The following is a 17644-nucleotide window of genomic DNA, read 5'->3' as shown; positions in this document are numbered from 1 at the left end:
TCTATTTACGTGGTTTTTTATAAAAAGGTGTTTGTATGATAACGGCTTTCAAGCGTTTGGAACGGATTTCCACTTCGACTTCCGCATCCAGCACCGAATATTCCTTATCGATAAGTGCCAATCCCACGTTTTTCTTCAACGTCGGTGATTGGGTACCGGTCGTGACCTCCCCAATGACTTTATCCCCGCTGTAGACCTTATACCCATGACGCGGAATGCCACGGTCAATCATTTCAATTCCCACAAGCTTACGGGGAGCTCCTTTCGCCTTTTGCTCAGCAAGTACGGCTTTCCCGAAAAAATCCACTTCCTTATCCACTTTTACTGCAAAACCAATACCGGCTTCCATCGGGGTGATATCTGCTGAAAGCTCCTGCCCATACAGCGGCAGTTTCGCTTCAAAACGCAGGGTATCACGAGCACCTAAACCAATCGGCTGAACCCCCTCTTCCTTTCCTGCTTCCATAATCGCCTTCCAAAGGGCAGGACCATTTTCACTGTCGCTATATATTTCAAAACCATCTTCACCAGTGTATCCAGTACGGGATACCAACGTGGAGATACCGTTAATCAGAACATTTTCCTTGAACTTGAAAAATCCAATTTCACTTAAGTCAGTATTTCCCGATAGTTTTTGTAAGATCTTTTCTGCAGACGGTCCTTGTAGTGCCAGCTGTGTGTAGTTATTCGATACATTCGTAATTTGGACATCTTCCGTTAAATTAGCTTGCAGCCAATTGAAATCTTTTTCTGTATTTGCTGCATTGACCACGAGCAAATAGTCATCCTCAGCCCTTTTATACACGATAAGATCATCAACCGTGCCTCCGTTTTCATAACACATGGCTGTATATTGGGCGCCGCCCTGTTGCAGCTTTGAAAGATCATTAGTCAGCATCTTCTGTAAAAAGGAAACGCTCCCTGGACCCTTAACATCGACTTCCCCCATATGGGAAACATCGAATAACCCCGCTTTTGTACGTACGGCTTCATGTTCATCCTTTATACCCGAAAATTGGACAGGTAGTTCCCAGCCGCCAAAATCAATCGTTTTACCTCCGTATTCACGATAAACCTCAAATAGTGGTGTTCTTTTTAAATCGGTCAAAAAATGACCCCCTTCAGATTTTTTTAAAATTGATTGGCTTCATTATCAAAAGCTTCTTGTCATTACGCATCAGGCATACCCTGATTCATGATGTGAAAAAAGCACAAAAAAGGACAGAGAAAGCCCGTTTGAGCTTTTTCTCTGTCCTGAAACCTGAAAGTTTACCTATGTAATAGGTTTTCCCCTTTGGTGGCCGTCCCAAAACGGGCGGCGCTCTCCAGAGTTGCGTCCAATAAGAGTTCTTTTGCCTGAGAGATTCACTGCTAAGTTTGCTCCTTCGGCGCTACATCCGTAGTCTCTCCCCTTATCTTCACCCGCATATGAATGGTCTACCAATGAAAGGAAGCGTAATAGCCCCGAACATCGGTAAAACCTTTGAGCTTCTTGAATGCATTCTCTGCCAATTCTCCTAAAACTTCTTAGAAACCGTTTGAATGATCTCCTTCAGTAATCTTGGATAAATTAGGAGCCTATAGCCCATACTAAGAAAACGCGAACTGCAAAATCGATGTTCAAAGATTCTTTGTAGCGTTTGGAAATTGGAATTTTCTAAATATACTTATATCCTACCCTAAGAAACTTATCTCTGCAATATCTTTTGAAGAGAAATATTTTTCTCACTTCACATACGAAATGTTCGGTTTTTGACCTTTTATTAAGGAAATTATGATTTAAGAGGGAGTTATTTCTATGAAAATCAATATATCCTTCAATTCTGAATGGAATGACGAGTTTCTGCAAAAAATGGAAAATGACGGTCCATGGGGAAATTGGGAGCTTTATAAGTTGGCGGTTCAAATGGAGGAAAATCTTATCATACCTGATTTTGAAGGTTTACAGGCTCCCAAGCACCTTCCGCAGTTAACCCCGCTTCCCCATCAATTGGAAGCAGCCAAGCAAGTGGTGGAAAAGATGAATGGAAAGGCCATTTTAGCTGATGAGGTGGGTCTCGGAAAAACAATTGAAGCAGGCTTGATCCTGAAAGAGTATATGATCAGGGGCCTTGTAAAAAAAGTATTGATCCTTGTTCCAGCCTCCCTTGTCACACAATGGGCTTTTGAATTGAATACCAAGTTTCATATACCGGCAGTCGTTCAGAGAAAAAGTTATGTTTGGGACTCCTGTGATGTGGTCATTTCATCCATCGATACAGCGAAACGCGCTCCACATCGAGATATCATTTTCACCCAGGAATATGACTTCATCATTATTGATGAAGCTCATAAACTAAAAAATAATAAGACGAAGAACTATGAATTCGTCCAAAATCTGAAAAAGAAATTTTGTTTACTCCTGACAGCCACTCCGATTCAAAATAAAGTCGAGGAGATTTTCCACCTCGTTTCATTATTGAAACCGGGCCACTTGGGAAATGCCTCACTCTTTTCGGAAAAGTATAAGGGGAAAGGCCGGAACATCATTGAAGATGAGCATCTAAAGGAACTGGTCAATACTGTCATGATTCGAAACCGGCGGGCCGATACTGGCATTGAATGGACAAAACGGCATGTGGAAACCATCACCATTGAATTTTCTCCAACGGAACAGGCATTGTACGATGCTGTTTCCAAATTCAAGCCTATTTCGGATGGATCGAAAGGAAGCGCCTTTTCGGCTCTCACACTCCAAAGGGAAGCATGCAGCAGCAGAGAGGCGGTCTTTTATACATTAAAGAATATGAAAGAAAAATATGATCAGCCTTCCCCTGACTTTTTGGCAAAGCTTGATGATTTATTTTCTAAAGTGAATGAAACCGTTCAGAACTCCAAGGCTGAAAAAGCTTTGGAACTGATAAAGAAAATTGATGACAAAGTGATCATCTTTACCGAGTACCGGGCGACTCAGCTATATCTCCAATGGTACCTACAGCAGAATGGCATTTCTTCGGTTCCTTTCCGAGGCGGTTTTAAGCGCGGAAAGAAAGACTGGATGAGAGAATTATTCCAAAAGAATATACAGGTATTAATTGCAACAGAAGCTGGCGGGGAAGGGATAAACCTGCAGTTTTGCCATCACTTGATTAATTTTGACCTGCCATGGAACCCCATGAGGCTCGAACAGAGAATTGGACGGATTCACCGCCTTGGCCAGGAAGAAGATGTGATGATTTATAACTTTGCCACGAAAAATACAGTGGAAGAACATATTCTGAAGTTACTATACGAAAAAATAAATTTATTCGAAAAAGTAATTGGAGAATTGGATGATATTCTAACCAAACTGGATATTAACAACATTGAAGAATATTTAATCGATGTGGTCGGCGAGTCCAAAACAGAGGGCGAAATGAAAATCAAGATGGATAATTTTTCATCATTAATCCAATTCGCTCAATCAATGAAGGAAGGTGAGGTTCATGCAGCAACGGGAAATTCATGATTTTTTAATAACTTACTTTAAGGCCAACGATTGTGAAATACTGGATAAGGCACCAACCCACCTTACAGTCCAATTGACGATTGAAATGGATAAAGAATTGATGAATAGACCCTTTTATTGGCATTATCTAGAAAAAACAGGTGGCGTTCCGAACCCAGCACGGATGACTTTCATTACCGATCCAGAACAGGCTCCATCCGATTTAAAGGGAGAAATGATTCATTTTGGCTCCCCACGCCTACATCAAATTATTCAATCAACCAAAAAGCTGGCGGGGTATACTAGACTTTTTGAGGATACTCCTCCATTAAAAGGCGGCGGAAATAATCCTTTGTATCCTTGGCTGACCCTGAATGTAAAAATATCCTATCAATGCGACCGTAAAAAAGATACTTTCATGTCGATCGGATTGAATTTAATCTCGGGTGAAATCATGGAAGGGTTCCACCATCGGGTTTTACCGGTTAAGGTCACCCCAAAAATACCGGATTACTCCTTTACGCTTTCACCTTTGATCATGCCCAAGAGTGGATTGGCAAGACTGGATACATACATCAGGACCAGTTTCGAGGATGATGACCATTCCTGGGCGGAGGAAGCAATGCTGCGCTGGCAGAATGATTTGAATTTATTGGAGCATTTTTACAAGGATATGGACGAAAAAAGTGAGAGTTATCATACCGAGAAAGAAGCACTAAAAGCTCAATATGAACCCAACATCAGAATATCCATCATCAACGGAGGAGTATTTTACCTTTCGGATAGAGCGTTGGGATAAGTAAAGAACGAAAAAGAAACAGATGTCCTAAGTTCGGGACATCTGTTTCACTTTTTGATATTTTTCCTTACGAACATCGACAAAGCAAAAGGGACAATGCCAAACCAATGGGACATACCATGGTTTTTATCCTCTTTTCTATGCCGGCGCTTTTCTTTTCGTTCCTTTTTCGTCAAATTAAAATACTCGACAAGCTGCTGCGTCAGATATTTAATATAAGCGTTTGTAGACATATAAAATCATCACCCAATGCAAAGTATGCCCGGTTTACGCTCCTCTTATTCCTATGATTGTTCCATGAAAACGTGAACCTGTCACATTCCGTTTTAAAAAGGTGTTGATCTTGCGCATTATACAGCCTGCTTTTCCAACCATTCTTTCACTTTTCCCGCTTCTTTATCGTATTGAATGATTACCCTGCCCTCGCGATCATTTTTAGTCGTGGAAGAAAACTCGATATATACGTAAGGACCTTCTTGTTTCATCAAGGAATACCGTACCACACCATTGGGATATGAAATCTCCCCCTGGATGATTTTTGGGATCTCTTCGCCTTCGCCCCACTCTTCCGTCACATCCTTGATGGCTAAATGGACAAGATGGTCGGCCACAAGTGATTCTTCCACTTCTTTATAAAACTTTTTATCAATGATGAACTGGTCTATCATTAGTATCGTGAACATGATGAAAACACTCGCTACAATCATGACCATCGGGAAAACGACTCCTTTTTGATTATTCATTGACATTCGTAACATTCCTGATGAACGGGTGAAATCTTCGACTGAAAGTGGTCCCGGCTTTATCCGTTATATTTATAACAATGACACCGCCGTCCTTTTCAACCCGGAATTCCGAAATGTTCTGCAAGATGACCTCATGCCCCATGCCATTCACTCGTCTTCGAACCTTATCTTCATATTGTTCAAACGATGACAATTGCTCTGCTGAAAGCAAATATAATTTATTTCCCATTACATCTTGATCTTTGGAACTCCGGACCTCCTGCTTCATTTGCATGGTAAATACCTCCCACTCTTTAGGATGCAATTTATCAACGAACCCCATTTGGGTGTGAATGATAGAAAAAAGCTGCAGAACAAAAAGGGACGTCGCGATTAAAATCATTAAAGAAAAAAGCATTTCGATCATCGTAAAGCCATCATTTTTTCGCAGCATCGCAAATGGATTCAAGATTACCCGATTCATCTTCATAACGTACACACCCTTCAATCATTCCCTGGAAATCCCCATGGTCCTTCCAAACCAATTCATAGGATCTTTTTTTGTAAATGATTTCCTGACCGACTGCTTGTATCTCCCCATCCATGAACGCCGTCAATCTTTCATATAATAAATGGTGGGCTTCTGTCCTTACGGCAATATCTTTCCGATCCATCATTAACTCTTCAAGAATTGGTAAAATGGCAAGGACCAGGAATATGCAAACGGCAAATGCGGCAATCAACTCCAGGTAGACGTACCCTTTACAATTTCTCAATCCTGAACCTCCCTTTACCGATATTGAGGATCAGCTTGTACTTTCCCTTTGAGGTGTCAATCATCATCGTTCCGGCTTTTGAGGCATTTCCATATTGATTAAAATGAAAACTGAACCCCAAAGTGCCACTTGAAAACTGTATATCCTCTGGTATGCTTCTCTTTAGAACGATTCCCTCCTTATAAGACGAAACGGTATAAACCTTTTTGGTAGTATCAATATGGAGGTAAATCAAGCTCTCATGACTGATGGCATACTGTTGTGCATAGAAAAGATCTTCATGGAATTGTGAAAGGAATAGCCTATTTTCCATTCCTTTAGTGAAGCTGGGATATAGATTAGGAGCGAAGGAAAACAGGAGTACAAACATAACGAGGACAATCAGGGTTTCAGATAGTGTATACCCTCCATTGGAATGCCGTTTTTTCACTTCTATCCTACTCAACGACCGTTATCTTTCCTTTACTATCCAAACTAATATCATCCCCATTAGGACAGGATGTTTGTTTGAGATAGCCTTGGCTTTCCAATTCACCGATACTTCCGGGCAGTTTAGCATTGTCGATCTCATAGGCCTGTACCTGTGCCTGGGCCATCTTCACGAATGCTTCACATCCTTTAGATTGTATTGTAGATTGGTTCTTCGTAATATTGGGGATCGTTATTATGAGAAGGATGGATATTACCAGTAAAACAATAAGCATTTCAATTAGTGTAAAACCACGTTCATTCATCACTTTCTTCAACATATCATCATGCTCCTGAAACCATCTGAATACCAGATGACCTTCGAGCATTTTCACCTCCGGAATCAAAAATGAAATCCTATATACCTTCGAGCAGTGAGAACATCGGCAGCAAAACTGCCAAATAAATGGACACGATCAAAAGACCTATTAGTGAAAACATCAGAGGCTGAATGATTTTCAAGATTGTATTCATTCTCTCTTCAATTCTTTCCAGTAAAAAACGACTGTAATGAAGCAGCTCCGCATCAAGTCTGCCGTATTTTTGACCATTTGCAGCAACCACTGGTAAATTCCCATCAAAATATGGGAGCTCCCGAAAAATCATTTCAAGTGATCTGCCCTCGATCAGATCATCCTTAATGATATTGCATAGTTTTTGATAAAAAGGCTGCTGTTGATTTATCGAGAATAATTTGATGCTATCGTTTATCGATAGCCCCCCGGAAAGTAAGCCACTGAATTGGCTAGCAAAAAAATAGGTTTCGTATAATTTGATGAAGGTCCCGAATATCGGAATTCCCATCAAAATCCTTCGCTGCCTTAATGGGCATAATCCGTTAAACCAAAATCGTTTGAGTCCATACAAGAATAGGAGCAATCCTAATAAAAAGAAGGGGAGTGCCGGAAGAATGAATGTGGAGGCTGACATCAATTTAAGGAGTGTGTGCTGATCGACATCCATCGTGAAATAGATTGTCTGGAATTTTGGAAGGAGAACACTCTGAAGAATATAAAAAACGATGCTTACAAAAAAGACTAAGAATAATGGATACACCATTAACTTTTTTATTTTATCCATATCCTCGGTTCTTTTCTTCCAATATCGCCCTCCTTCTTTCAACGCCCGTTCCAGGTCGCCATATTGTTCTCCATAAAATATATAACTTATAAGCTGCGGATGAAAACCAAGATGGGTCAGCACCATGTGCAACGGGTAACCGTTCCTTAAATCGGCTTTAGCCTTGGTGAAGTCTTCCGCTTTCTTCTTTGATTCCTGAAACTCAAGAAAATGTAAAGCGTCCGCCAAAGGATAACCATGATTCAATAATTCACCTAGCTTCGAAATAAAGACCGCCTGCTCTTTTACCTTCCATTTACTTGGTTTCATCATATACCAGCCGTTCAAATTCCTCGGAATCCACATAGCCCATCGCAACCGCTTTACCGATTTCATCCTTCAATTGGCGGTAGCTGACCGTTGCCTTTCCTTTCTCATCTCCCATTATCCGGAGAACCTCAGCCAGGCTTTTTCCATATAGCAATTCATATACACTTGCCCTTTTATTCCTGGCAGTCATTTTGCAAGGAAAAGCACAGTCCCCTTTACATCGAAGACATCGCAATTCAACCAGCCTTTGTGCTGTCACGCCAATCAGACTCTGTTCAACCTCAAGCAAGCTGACACCAAATTCCAGTAACCTGGAGATGGCGCCCTTGGCATCCCTTGTATGCATGGTTGTAAGTATCAAATGACCGGTCAATGCGGCACGCACAGCGATTCTGGCGGTTTCTGCATCCCTGACTTCCCCAACCATGATCACATCTGGGTCATGCCTTAGAACAGCTTTTAGACCGACAGAATACGTAATGCCCGCCTTTTCATTGATTTGGACTTGCAATACCTTTTCGGATACATTTTCAATGGGATCTTCAAGTGTGATAATATTTCGATTGATCATCTCATGGGCATGGTGAAGCAGGGAATATAGTGTCGTGGTTTTTCCGCTGCCGGTCGGACCGGTAAATATGAGCATGCCATGGGAATGCTTCAGGAGTGCAATCAATTTTTGAACGGTGCTTGGAAATAAGGATAACTGTTCGAGAGGAAGGATATTCTGTTGGGGTATTAAGCGGATGACCAAACTTTCGAGATGGGCAGTGGGTAAAGTGGAAAGGCGGAGTCCGACCACCTGATTAGCCAAATTGATGGTGATGGCACCACTTTGGGGCCTTCTTTTCTCCCCTATATCCATCGAAGCAAGGAACTTCAAATGAGCGATCAGCCTCTCAGCTTCAAAAAATGACAATGTTTCCTTTGGAACAAGCTTATTGTCTATCCTGAATTGGATGAGAGGTCCCTCCCTGCGAAAAAAAATGTGGATATCCGATGCCGATTCCTGTACAGCACGGGTGAGTATTTTTTCTGCGGTCTTTTCAATCGATATCAATTCATTCATCACCTCCTATGATTCTTGTTGTATGGATTCGACAATCCACGACAAATTCCTGCTTCAAAAAAAAATTCCCGAAAAAAACTTCGAGAATCCTCTCACATGCTCATTTTCAAATCCAGCCTTTTGGAAACCAAATTTCTTAATGCGTCTACATTATGACCAATCACTAGTTTCTGCCCGTCTATGAGAATGGGCCTTCTTAATAACTTCGGTTCTTTTGTTAATAATTGGATTACATCAGATAGCATCATTTCGTCAATATTAACTCGTAAGTCTTTGTATGCTTCACTTCTTGTTGCTAAGACTTCATCAAGCCCTTCCGATGTCAATTCAAGAATTCTTCTTAACTCTGCAACAGTCGGAGTCTCTCTGAATAAATGTCTCTCATCGAAGGAAACTTGATTGGCTCTTAACCATTTTTTTGTTTTACGGCAAGATGTACAACTTGGATACGAAAAGAAAGTTAACTGTGCCATACTAATCACTCCTCGTTCACATTTTGTATACATTAATAATCTATGTAATGATTGTATAATACTTGTACAAGTATTGTATATATTTTTGCTTATTAATCCGCTTTATTTGTGAACATTTTTTAAACTAAAGGGAGTTTGCCCTTTCTCGTGTTCCATTTTTTTCTGCCTGCATTATAATGGACATAGTTAAACTATGGAATAGCAGGAGGGTGTAATGGAACAAACGTTAAAAATAACAAACGTGTTAGCTGATCCCACCAGATATTATATATATCAGCATATTGTGAACAAGCATGGTGATGTATCGGTACAGCAAATCGCCGATTCTTTTAACATCCATCCAAATGTTGCCCGTTTGCATTTGTCGAAACTGGAGGATATCGATATGTTGACCTCTGATGCCCGAAAGACCGGGAAAGGCGGTCGTCCCAGCAGACTTTATCGATTATCTGATAAAGTCATTCAGCTTCATTTTCCATACAGGAACTATCAGCTGCTTTCAAGGATTGCCATCAAGACGATGATGACATTAGGGGAACAAGGAAAACAGGCACTTTATGAAACGGGAAAAGCATTCGGGGAAGAATTGATCAATCAGCAACTAGCCCTTAATTCGACATCGATCGATCGACTTGGTTTTGGGGAAAAGGTCAACATGCTTAAGAATGCGGCTACCATCGCAGGGTTATCTCCGGAAATACAAGCAAGCGAAGAAGAAAATAAAATATACTTCCGTATCTTCAATTGCCCGTTTAAGGAAGTTGCTGAAGTGGAGCCAAGAACACTATGCTCCATGCATAATTCATTTTTAGAAGGTATGTTCGAAGCCTTGTTTGAGAATGTCAATATTGTGGAATTAGAAAATATGATGTCCAATTGTGCAACATGTTCATACCAGGCTTCGGTTCTCACATAGAAACAAAAGGCATCCTTTACATTACCTTACAATTTCATTTATAATTATTTAGAATGTACAAGACTAGACATAAGGAGGGATTCGGGTGGAACGCATGTTCAGAGTATGTGGATTTTGGACAGGAATTATGGCAATTTTCTTTTATCTTGGCCATATGCATCAAACGTCTTTGCTTTTCTTTGCACAAACGATCTTTTTTGTACTTTTAAGTTATTTGAAATTATCCGAGCGCATGTATATTTATGTTTTCGGCGCCTATCTTACCGTTTTCTTTGCAGGATTTTCCTACTGGAGCGTATTCATGATGACTCCGGGTACTGCGCATTAAGAACAAGCAATATTACATAACCCATGAATTTTGATTCATGGGTTTTTACATGTCACCATTCAGGAAACATCGTCACATCTCCTGCTAAATTCTTCGATTGGAGCAGCACTTTGAAATGTTCACTAAATCCCCCTGGAACGATCAGCCCCCGAATTGCACGATTACGCTTTGCCGTTTTCGAGAATGGATCAGTTCCTTGATGGTCCGTCAATTCCTCTAGTATCCCTGCTTTAAGCAAGAAATCATTTTGAAGAAAAAGCCCCTGATTGGAAAGTTCGTTTCTTTTCCCAATCTCGAGTAATGTGTCAAAATGGATATGTGCCGTCAAATCCATATCACCAGGATACATAAGCGCATCTTTAATCATTTGATGCTGATAATAGCCCCTCAAGCTCCCTTGAAGATGAGCTGGCTCCTTCCATTCCCTTTCGGTATAGCCATAATCAATCGTAAGGAGAATACCAGATTCGAAACAGGAAACGATCTTCTCATATTCAAGGACCATTTTTAGCGGAACTTCATATCGTTGTTTTTCATTTAAGGTGATATTTCGTTCTGTAAGGTAAGATAGAATCTCGGGGTTGTCCAAAGGTCCCCTCACTTCTACCAAATCTCCTTCCTTTTCAGTGACGAATACCTCTACCAGGCCTCCCTTATACTTTTCAATGACATGTACGGGCAACGCGTCGAAAAGTTCATTTGAAAAGACGATTCCATTTACATTCGTCCATTTTTCTAAACTGGCGGCAGAAACTGCCTGTTTGAACATCCCTATACGTTCTTGCTGAACCTTTCTATGATATGGACTGCCATCCACAAGGATATAAGTCAGGGAGTCCCATATCTGCGGTTCCATTTCTTTTATGAAAACGAGGATGTCATAAGCAAGCTTACCGTCCCCTGCTCCGACCTCGATGATTCTTGGTGAAACTCCGCACCTTTTTATCAAATAAACGAACCACCTGGCCAGTGATCTCCCAAATGCATCCCCAACGTTGCCAGACGTATAAAAATCCCCTCTTGTGCCGATTTTCTCTTTTGCGCGTGCATAGTAGCCTATGGTTGGCGTATATAAAACAGCATCCATATAGTCATGATAGGAAATCCTTTTTTGGGGGCTTCCTGCAATCAATTCCTTCAAGTGATTTTTCAACAAAATAGCCTCCGTCTCCATGATCTTCCATCATATTGAAAATTAAATTTCCCTTTTTCTTAATAAAACACATAAATAAGTTTTTTTATCGACAATCATACACGAAAAAAATATAAGGTTCACAAAATGTTCAATTTTTCATCTCACAGTTCTAAAGAGTGCAACAATTAAAAAATGAATGCTTCCAGCAAATAGGCATTTTACTTCAGAGCAGAATCAGAAGAGTCATCCACACTAGGAAACCCCCAGGAAGTTCAACGTTTTTTATATTCAGTATAGTTGTGGAAATGACCCCTTTCAATATTTTTACATTATAAGATGGTAAAAATAAAACAGGTGCCATGTGGCACCTGTAAAAGTCTTATCTCAAAAAGGGGTTAGTATTCTTTTCATCCATAATGGTCGTGACAGGTCCATGACCAGGAAAAACGATAGCATCATCAGAAAGTGTCAGCAGCTTCGTTTCAATGCTATTTAAAAGCACTGCCTCGCTTCCGCCTATTAAATCGGTTCTGCCAACGCTTCCTTGGAACAAGACGTCGCCTGAAAAGAGGAAACGTTCTTCCTTCACATAATACGAAACGCTTCCTGGTGAGTGTCCGGGAGTTTCAAATACTTCGAAAGTGAATCCTCCAATAGTAAGCTCCTGCTCATTTGCCAGGATGTGATCGGCAGGCTTCATTCGCATCGGGTTTTCAGGGAACCAGTTTTGGGAACCATTCAACGAGGGATCAAGAAGCCACTTGGCCTCTTTTTCATGAATATATGCAGGTATCCCATAATGTTCCCGAATAGCATCAAGAGCGCCGATATGGTCAAAATGTGCATGTGTCAATAAAATCGCCAACGGCTTTAAATTTTTTGTTTGTATGTACTGTATGATTTTCTGAGGCTCTTCACCCGGATCGAAAATGATGCAATCCTGTCCATCGGAAACTACATAACAATTCGTTTGCAGCGGACCTAGAGGAATTTGTTTCCATTTCATTTCCATCAACTCCATTTATGATTTTCTACCTTCATCTTACACTAATTAAGCTGCTAATGTTAATCCAGTTTACTCAAGTCATAGAAGTGTCACCTATTAAACCTCGACAAATAATTGAAAAAATATTAAGATATTAACAAATGCAATCTTTTCTACATATTTTTGGTAGTTGCTTTATTCTCTGGGTATATTATTAGGGATTAGGTATTCATTACGTAAAAAGGGGGTTTTGACATGATATTAATGGTTGTTTTCGGACTTGTGGCTATATTAGGCGTAGCAGCTGTGTTTACCTCATTAAAAAAGAGAAACTTCTTAGGATTCATTTTTGCAGCCGGCAGTGCAGTCGTGTTTGGCTGGTTCACTGTCATGACTATCATCAACAGCGGTTTTCCTGTTGCCCATTGAAGAAAAAAGCTCGCCATCCGGCGAGCTTTTGTATTAGGTCATCATGTTTGTTTGAACAATCTTTGTATTTGATGGGTTTTCATATCAATGATTTTCTCAAATTGATATCCATATAAGCAGAAGTTGCCATCAAGCGAACAGCTTAATGGTTCATTTTCCATGTCCTTCATCAATTCTTCTTGTGTGCCTTTTTCCCAATTTAATTTAGTTAAGGTAAACCTTCCCTCATATTGGTCCGCATCTTTTGATTCATTAGGAATGAACGTAATGAATTCCTTGTTTTTTTCAATGAAATCATAGGATGGGATCACCCAATCTGAAAAGCTTTTCAATAGCGGCACGGAAAAAGAGTGGATCGGCTTGTTTGTTGAATCATAAAATGCATATGTACCCCGATCTTTTTTTTCTGTCTCCACTTGAATCGTCATCAGCGCTTGTTTCATTTTTTTAAAGTGAATGACATCAAGCATAACGCTGTCCGCCCCATCCTCATTCAGCGCTTTTCTTTCTAGGGGAGCCGTCAAAGCAGGTTCTTCCTTGTCCCAATCCAGAAACATCAATTCATTCTCACTTGCCCATTGAGCAAAGGGCTGCGGAAAGTCCAGAGTTTCCATGGTTTGTTCATCTGGATTCAACACATAACTGCTGTATGTCCAATCTTCAGAAAAACTCGATACAAACAACTGGCCATCTTTAAATGAATTCCACTCATAAGCTAATTCATAGGCTGGAATCGCCACGGAATACAATGGATTTCCCGTTTTATCGAGTATTGTGATTGATGCTTTATCCGAAGAGGTGAAGGACGTTAACAAAATATGCGTACCAGACGGACTGATCGATACTTCAGAAAACGTAAAAGCCGGCTGATAGAAAACGGAAGTATCATTCGTTTCCAAATTCCATGCCATCAACTGGGATAATTCATTACCATCCCGCTTCACAGAATATAAAATGGTTTTAGAATCCAGCCATCCAAAAATGGCTTCGATTTTTTCCGTTTCTGCGGTCGGGACCTTTAAATTTTTTTCTGAAGTTTCCATGTTAGATTGGGAATGTTCTTTTTCCGTAACATTTACGGTTTTACTAAGGTCCTTGGAAGGCTCACAAGCCGAGATAAGAAGGATAGTGGAGATAAATAATGGGACGAAACACAACATCTTACAAATGGAAAGCCGCATACAAAGTGCCGCTTTGGATACTTTAATCTCCACACACCTCCCACTTCTAAACTAAAACGCCTGGCATATGTGAGCGAGACATTAGAAAGAGAGTAAGGAGTGACCAATCGAATCCTTACTCTCTTTCATTATAGTGTAAAAAAGAGAAAATGTGGCGGATAATGATCTTATATTTTTTTGGAAGTATATTCCTTAGTGGGGATGCATCACATATATAGGCCTGCCATCAAAATCTTGACAGAATCTTCATATATACCAGGCAAATGGGATAGCGGAAGCGGATTGATGCCCTTTCCCAGTTCGATTGTGAATCCGCCGCGTTTAAATTCCTGAATGAACCAATCTTTATACCCGGCATGGCTGTCAACATATTGTACGGCCCGATATCCGCTGCGCTCCTCAAACTCCCTCGCAACAATCGCTGCCTGTTCAGGTTCATGTCCCTCATATCCCCAATAGAATTCTTTTCCCTGGGTGTGAAGTGCAATCACTCTTTCAAAATTCCGTTTTATTGCCAGCTCTTTCATGGCCAATGCTTCTGGTTCTGATAGCGCGGTCTCTCCTGGAAAATCCCTCGGGGCAGGGGCTTTTGGAATCTTTCTGCGCTTTTCAATCTCCCAATTGGCAGGATATTGATTATTCAGGTCTACACCGCGGATATTGGCTTTCCAAGCATAAAAAGCAGGATTACCATTATTTATTTTTAAAACATCAACCTTCCCCTCTGCCGCCTCCTCCCCCTTTAGGACAAGCTCGACTCCATCCGGATTCACCATTGGAACCATCGAAATGGTCATATCCCGATAGAAAGGCATACAATCCATTCCACATAGTGTACGATCGTTCGTTACCGCCAGCAGAAAATCATTCAGCCAATTCATCAAAACCGCCGTGGTGATCCATTCATTAGCATGGAATGAACCGTTATAGTGAATAACCTTTTCACCTTGACCGATTCTTACCTCAAGTAGTTCTTTTCCCAACACACTCCGCCCGATCGATTCAACCTTAATAAAGGGGTAATGGAAAGATAGAATATCAAGATCGTCAAGAAGTGATTGATAATCATAGGGCTTGTCGGCCACAATCATGGGATTGATCACCCGGACGGGTACGGAAAAAGGTTTTTGTCCATCTTGATTCAGCAATATGATCCCATCGATGGGCAGGTGATATTGTAACGCGATTTCGGCAAAATCAATATCCAACCGGGACTCTTCCTGAACAATGTACCCAGGTATCTGTACCTCCATGCCATTTGGCAAAACCCCGCCAGTAATGGCGGGATTGGCATCCTCAATCAAAACCCGTGGAATTTGGAACAATTGACTGTAATAAGCCAAATCATCCCCGCTTCTGCTCATAACTTTCATTTCAGCCTCCGCCCCTTTCATTGTTTTATCTTTATGAAGTGAAAAACGGAAAAATGTTCAGGAAGTCTTACGTGTTTCATGTTCGGCATGCTACTGATTCTCCTAAAAAAACAAAAAAACCTGGATTGCGCCAGGTTTCCTTATTCAACGTTGCTCATAAAATCGGAGCAAATCCCCATATATGATTTTATCGGAGTACTCAAGCTCCTGCTTTGCCTTATCCAAATACTTTTCACATGAATCCTTTGCAGTCGCCGCTCCGGTCTTTTTATCATAACAGGTATCCATCGTATAGAGATAATCCCTTGTGATGAAACTGCTATCGCGAAGAACGGTGAATTCTAATCTTTCTTCAGAAAAAAGATCTTTGCCGAATTCGAGATAATCATCATTTTCAATCCCCAATAAATGAAGGAGAGTCGGCCTTACATCAATTTGGCCGGAAACGGTGGAAATCGTTTTCCCCTCCTGCCCAGGGATATGTATGATGAGCGGGACACGCTGCAGTTGGGTGGATTCGAAAGGCGTGATTTCCTTCCCAAGGAACTGGCTCATGGCAGAGTTGTGATTTTCCGAAATTCCATAATGGTCACCATATAGTACAATAATGGAGTCCTCATATATTCCATCCCGTTTCAAATCACCGATAAATTGTTCCAAGGCTTCGTCTGTATAACGTACGGTCGGAAAATACTGATTCAATGTTTTTGAATTTGAATCGTATGGCTCCAATGTCCGGTCTTCTTCATTCAAAGTGAATGGAAAATGATTGGTTAACGTTATGAACTTGGCATAAAAAGGCTCTGGCAACCGCTTCAAGTGAGAGATTGATTGCTTGAAGAACGATTTATCATTCAAACCCCAATTAATGGTATTCCCTTCAGAGACTTTGTATTCATCACTATCATAAAACCGTTGGTACCCAAGAGAAGCATACATGATGTCACGATTCCAAAAGCTTTTATTATTGGCATGGAAGGAAGCTGTATTGTACCCTTTTTCCGTTAAGATTTCTGGGGTGGCTTTGTATTCATTTTGGGCATGGGTGAAAAATACTGCACCCCTACCTAAAGGATAGAGGGAATTCTCAATAATGAATTCTGAATCGGATGTTTTCCCCTGGCCAGTTTGGTGATAAAAGTTATTGAAATAATAGCTCTCTTTAATGAATTGGTTCAGAAAAGGAGTGATTTCTTCACCGTTGACAGTTTTATTGATGACAAAGCTTTGAGTGGATTCCAATGATACCAGGATCACATTCTTGCCTTTTGCCAGACCATAAAGGTCATCATTAACCTTTTTTTGATTCGCACGGACATAATTTTCAATTTCCGACAATTCACTGCCATCCGCAAGTGCCCGTTGAGCTGATGATTTCGTCTGTAATATTGCATCATAAAGGTGATAATGATATGTACCGATATTCTTAACGAGGATTTCGCGGTCAAACGTTCTTGTCAGGAGTTCAGGGCGCGCCGCTTCCGCTAAAGCCAAGTTAAAAAATGTCACTCCCAAAGCCATTAACAAAAAGAATTTACGGTCCTTGGGATTGTATCGGCATTCATGGAATGTTTTTGGTTTATATTTCATCAGAAGCATCAAGACCAGAATGTCGGCAAAATACAAAAGATCACTTGGATTGATCAATTCATGCACACTGCTTCCAAGGTCGTTCATATTGCTCGTTTGGAAAAGAACGGGAATGGTTAAGAAGTCATTGAAAAAGCGATAAAAAACAAGGTTGGCAAAAAGGACAAGGGTGATGAAAAAACTCATGATCAATAAGTAGGCTGTCCTTCTACTTTCTCTTAAAAATATATTCACGCCAAGAGTAAGCAAGAGGAAACTGACAGGATTGATGAATAGTATGAACTCCTGGATCCAATTATCAATATCTATCTCAAAACTTGTTTTATAAGCAATATATGTTTTAAGCCAAAGTGAAATCAATACGACCCAAAACAAAGAATATCCCTGTTTTTTGAAGACCCTTTTCAATCCTGCTCCCTCCTCATCGAAAAAGCGCTAGCTAAGATGCAGAGCGCCTCAATCATGGGTCATGGTTTCTCCCCCTATGCAAAAGCAGGAACGATTGCCCCGCCCCTCAAAAGGGGGTGTTTTTTGAAGATTCC

The 17644-nt window shown here is 40.7% G+C and carries 20 protein-coding genes and 2 riboswitches; of the genes, 5 read left to right on the top strand and 15 right to left on the bottom strand.

Going from position 1 to position 17644, the window contains the following annotated elements; all coding sequences use genetic code 11:
- Position 1: 1 nt before the first annotated feature.
- Positions 2-1108, bottom strand: a complete 1107-nt coding sequence (gene gcvT, locus ACQKNS_RS14035) for a glycine cleavage system aminomethyltransferase GcvT (RefSeq protein WP_427643663.1) — start codon at positions 1106-1108, stop codon at positions 2-4.
- Between the two features lie 139 nt (positions 1109-1247).
- Positions 1248-1331, bottom strand: a riboswitch (glycine riboswitch).
- Between the two features lie 3 nt (positions 1332-1334).
- A riboswitch (glycine riboswitch) is annotated at positions 1335-1422 on the bottom strand.
- 376 nt (positions 1423-1798) lie between these two features.
- On the opposite strand from gcvT, the gene ACQKNS_RS14030 reads away from it, so the two are divergent.
- Positions 1799-3487 carry a DEAD/DEAH box helicase gene (locus ACQKNS_RS14030; RefSeq protein WP_144526705.1) on the top strand — a complete coding sequence of 563 codons (1689 nt, stop codon included), beginning with the start codon at positions 1799-1801 and terminating at the stop codon, positions 3485-3487.
- A complete protein-coding gene (locus tag ACQKNS_RS14025) occupies positions 3465-4265 on the top strand; it encodes a YqhG family protein (RefSeq protein WP_427643661.1) in 801 nt (266 codons plus the stop codon). The genes ACQKNS_RS14030 and ACQKNS_RS14025 overlap by 23 nt, the downstream gene beginning before the upstream one ends.
- A 47-nt stretch (positions 4266-4312) precedes the next feature.
- On the opposite strand, the gene ACQKNS_RS14020 is transcribed toward ACQKNS_RS14025, so the two are convergent.
- From ACQKNS_RS14020 to ACQKNS_RS13980, 9 genes are all read right to left on the bottom strand, one after another.
- On the bottom strand, positions 4313-4498 hold the full coding sequence (locus ACQKNS_RS14020; protein WP_063233067.1) for a YqzE family protein: 186 nt from the start codon (positions 4496-4498) through the stop codon (positions 4313-4315).
- Between the two features lie 117 nt (positions 4499-4615).
- Positions 4616-5014: a competence type IV pilus minor pilin ComGG gene (comGG, locus tag ACQKNS_RS14015; protein WP_427643660.1), complete on the bottom strand. Its 399-nt coding sequence runs from the start codon at positions 5012-5014 to the stop codon at positions 4616-4618.
- Entirely contained in the window at positions 5001-5480 is a 480-nt protein-coding gene (comGF, locus tag ACQKNS_RS14010) for a competence type IV pilus minor pilin ComGF (RefSeq protein ID WP_427643658.1), read from the bottom strand. The genes comGG and comGF overlap by 14 nt, the downstream gene beginning before the upstream one ends.
- A complete protein-coding gene (locus ACQKNS_RS14005) occupies positions 5428-5766 on the bottom strand; it encodes a hypothetical protein (protein WP_427643656.1) in 339 nt (112 codons plus the stop codon). Before ACQKNS_RS14005 ends, comGF begins: the two co-directional genes overlap by 53 nt.
- On the bottom strand, positions 5753-6196 hold the full coding sequence (comGD, locus tag ACQKNS_RS14000; protein ID WP_427643654.1) for a competence type IV pilus minor pilin ComGD: 444 nt from the start codon (positions 6194-6196) through the stop codon (positions 5753-5755). Before comGD ends, ACQKNS_RS14005 begins: the two co-directional genes overlap by 14 nt.
- A gap of 7 nt (positions 6197-6203) precedes the next feature.
- Positions 6204-6563: a competence type IV pilus major pilin ComGC gene (gene comGC, locus ACQKNS_RS13995; RefSeq protein ID WP_397268246.1), complete on the bottom strand. Its 360-nt coding sequence runs from the start codon at positions 6561-6563 to the stop codon at positions 6204-6206.
- 28 nt (positions 6564-6591) lie between these two features.
- Positions 6592-7623 carry a competence type IV pilus assembly protein ComGB gene (gene comGB, locus ACQKNS_RS13990; protein WP_427643652.1) on the bottom strand — a complete coding sequence of 344 codons (1032 nt, stop codon included), beginning with the start codon at positions 7621-7623 and terminating at the stop codon, positions 6592-6594.
- Entirely contained in the window at positions 7610-8683 is a 1074-nt protein-coding gene (gene comGA / locus ACQKNS_RS13985; RefSeq protein ID WP_427644217.1) for a competence type IV pilus ATPase ComGA, read from the bottom strand. The genes comGB and comGA overlap by 14 nt, the downstream gene beginning before the upstream one ends.
- A gap of 101 nt (positions 8684-8784) precedes the next feature.
- Positions 8785-9165, bottom strand: coding sequence for a Spx/MgsR family RNA polymerase-binding regulatory protein (locus ACQKNS_RS13980; protein ID WP_427643651.1), 381 nt, complete (start codon positions 9163-9165; stop codon positions 8785-8787).
- 214 nt (positions 9166-9379) lie between these two features.
- Here ACQKNS_RS13980 and ACQKNS_RS13975 point away from each other — a divergent pair, with 214 nt between their 5' ends.
- A complete protein-coding gene (locus ACQKNS_RS13975) occupies positions 9380-10081 on the top strand; it encodes a helix-turn-helix transcriptional regulator (RefSeq protein WP_427643650.1) in 702 nt (233 codons plus the stop codon).
- Positions 10082-10166: 85 nt separating this feature from the next.
- Entirely contained in the window at positions 10167-10409 is a 243-nt protein-coding gene (locus tag ACQKNS_RS13970) for a DUF2626 domain-containing protein (RefSeq protein ID WP_076365317.1), read from the top strand.
- Positions 10410-10461: 52 nt separating this feature from the next.
- Here ACQKNS_RS13970 and ACQKNS_RS13965 read toward each other — a convergent pair whose 3' ends face one another.
- Both ACQKNS_RS13965 and ACQKNS_RS13960 read right to left on the bottom strand, forming a co-directional pair.
- Complete coding sequence (locus ACQKNS_RS13965; protein ID WP_427643649.1) at positions 10462-11562, bottom strand: class I SAM-dependent methyltransferase; 1101 nt, start codon at positions 11560-11562, stop codon at positions 10462-10464.
- A 361-nt stretch (positions 11563-11923) separates the two neighbouring features.
- On the bottom strand, positions 11924-12550 hold the full coding sequence (locus ACQKNS_RS13960; protein ID WP_427643648.1) for an MBL fold metallo-hydrolase: 627 nt from the start codon (positions 12548-12550) through the stop codon (positions 11924-11926).
- 234 nt (positions 12551-12784) lie between these two features.
- Between ACQKNS_RS13960 and ACQKNS_RS13955 the strand changes: the two genes are divergently transcribed.
- Positions 12785-12958: a DUF2759 domain-containing protein gene (locus ACQKNS_RS13955; RefSeq protein ID WP_064505148.1), complete on the top strand. Its 174-nt coding sequence runs from the start codon at positions 12785-12787 to the stop codon at positions 12956-12958.
- A gap of 41 nt (positions 12959-12999) precedes the next feature.
- Here the strand turns inward: ACQKNS_RS13955 and ACQKNS_RS13950 are convergent, their stop codons facing one another.
- The 3 genes from ACQKNS_RS13950 to ACQKNS_RS13940 all read right to left on the bottom strand — a co-directional run bounded on the left by ACQKNS_RS13950 (position 13000) and on the right by ACQKNS_RS13940 (position 17510).
- A complete protein-coding gene (locus ACQKNS_RS13950) occupies positions 13000-14172 on the bottom strand; it encodes a hypothetical protein (protein ID WP_427643647.1) in 1173 nt (390 codons plus the stop codon).
- Between the two features lie 173 nt (positions 14173-14345).
- On the bottom strand, positions 14346-15512 hold the full coding sequence (locus ACQKNS_RS13945; RefSeq protein WP_427643645.1) for a M14 family metallopeptidase: 1167 nt from the start codon (positions 15510-15512) through the stop codon (positions 14346-14348).
- Positions 15513-15656: 144 nt separating this feature from the next.
- Positions 15657-17510, bottom strand: a complete 1854-nt coding sequence (locus ACQKNS_RS13940) for an LTA synthase family protein (RefSeq protein ID WP_427643644.1) — start codon at positions 17508-17510, stop codon at positions 15657-15659.
- Between the last annotated feature and the right edge of the window lie 134 nt (positions 17511-17644).

Origin of the sequence: Peribacillus sp. NPDC094092 (genome assembly GCF_050279365.1) — a bacterium.
In the GTDB taxonomy this organism is placed as follows: domain Bacteria; phylum Bacillota; class Bacilli; order Bacillales; family DSM-1321; genus Peribacillus.
Note: the sequence above shows the minus strand (reverse complement) of the source record. Positions and strands in the feature narration are given on the sequence as shown.

Coding starts and splice junctions, on each gene's coding strand:
- comGC (WP_397268246.1), bottom strand. CDS start 6,563: ATGCTCGAAGGTCATCTGGTATTCAGATGGTTTCAGGAGCATGATGAT.
- ACQKNS_RS13960 (WP_427643648.1), bottom strand. CDS start 12,550: ATGAAATGGAAACAAATTCCTCTAGGTCCGCTGCAAACGAATTGTTAT.
- ACQKNS_RS13975 (WP_427643650.1), top strand. CDS start 9,380: ATGGAACAAACGTTAAAAATAACAAACGTGTTAGCTGATCCCACCAGA.
- ACQKNS_RS14025 (WP_427643661.1), top strand. CDS start 3,465: ATGCAGCAACGGGAAATTCATGATTTTTTAATAACTTACTTTAAGGCC.
- ACQKNS_RS14030 (WP_144526705.1), top strand. CDS start 1,799: ATGAAAATCAATATATCCTTCAATTCTGAATGGAATGACGAGTTTCTG.
- comGG (WP_427643660.1), bottom strand. CDS start 5,014: ATGTCAATGAATAATCAAAAAGGAGTCGTTTTCCCGATGGTCATGATT.
- ACQKNS_RS13955 (WP_064505148.1), top strand. CDS start 12,785: ATGATATTAATGGTTGTTTTCGGACTTGTGGCTATATTAGGCGTAGCA.
- ACQKNS_RS13945 (WP_427643645.1), bottom strand. CDS start 15,512: ATGAAAGTTATGAGCAGAAGCGGGGATGATTTGGCTTATTACAGTCAA.
- comGB (WP_427643652.1), bottom strand. CDS start 7,623: ATGAAACCAAGTAAATGGAAGGTAAAAGAGCAGGCGGTCTTTATTTCG.
- ACQKNS_RS14020 (WP_063233067.1), bottom strand. CDS start 4,498: ATGTCTACAAACGCTTATATTAAATATCTGACGCAGCAGCTTGTCGAG.
- ACQKNS_RS13980 (WP_427643651.1), bottom strand. CDS start 9,165: ATGGCACAGTTAACTTTCTTTTCGTATCCAAGTTGTACATCTTGCCGT.
- comGF (WP_427643658.1), bottom strand. CDS start 5,480: ATGAAGATGAATCGGGTAATCTTGAATCCATTTGCGATGCTGCGAAAA.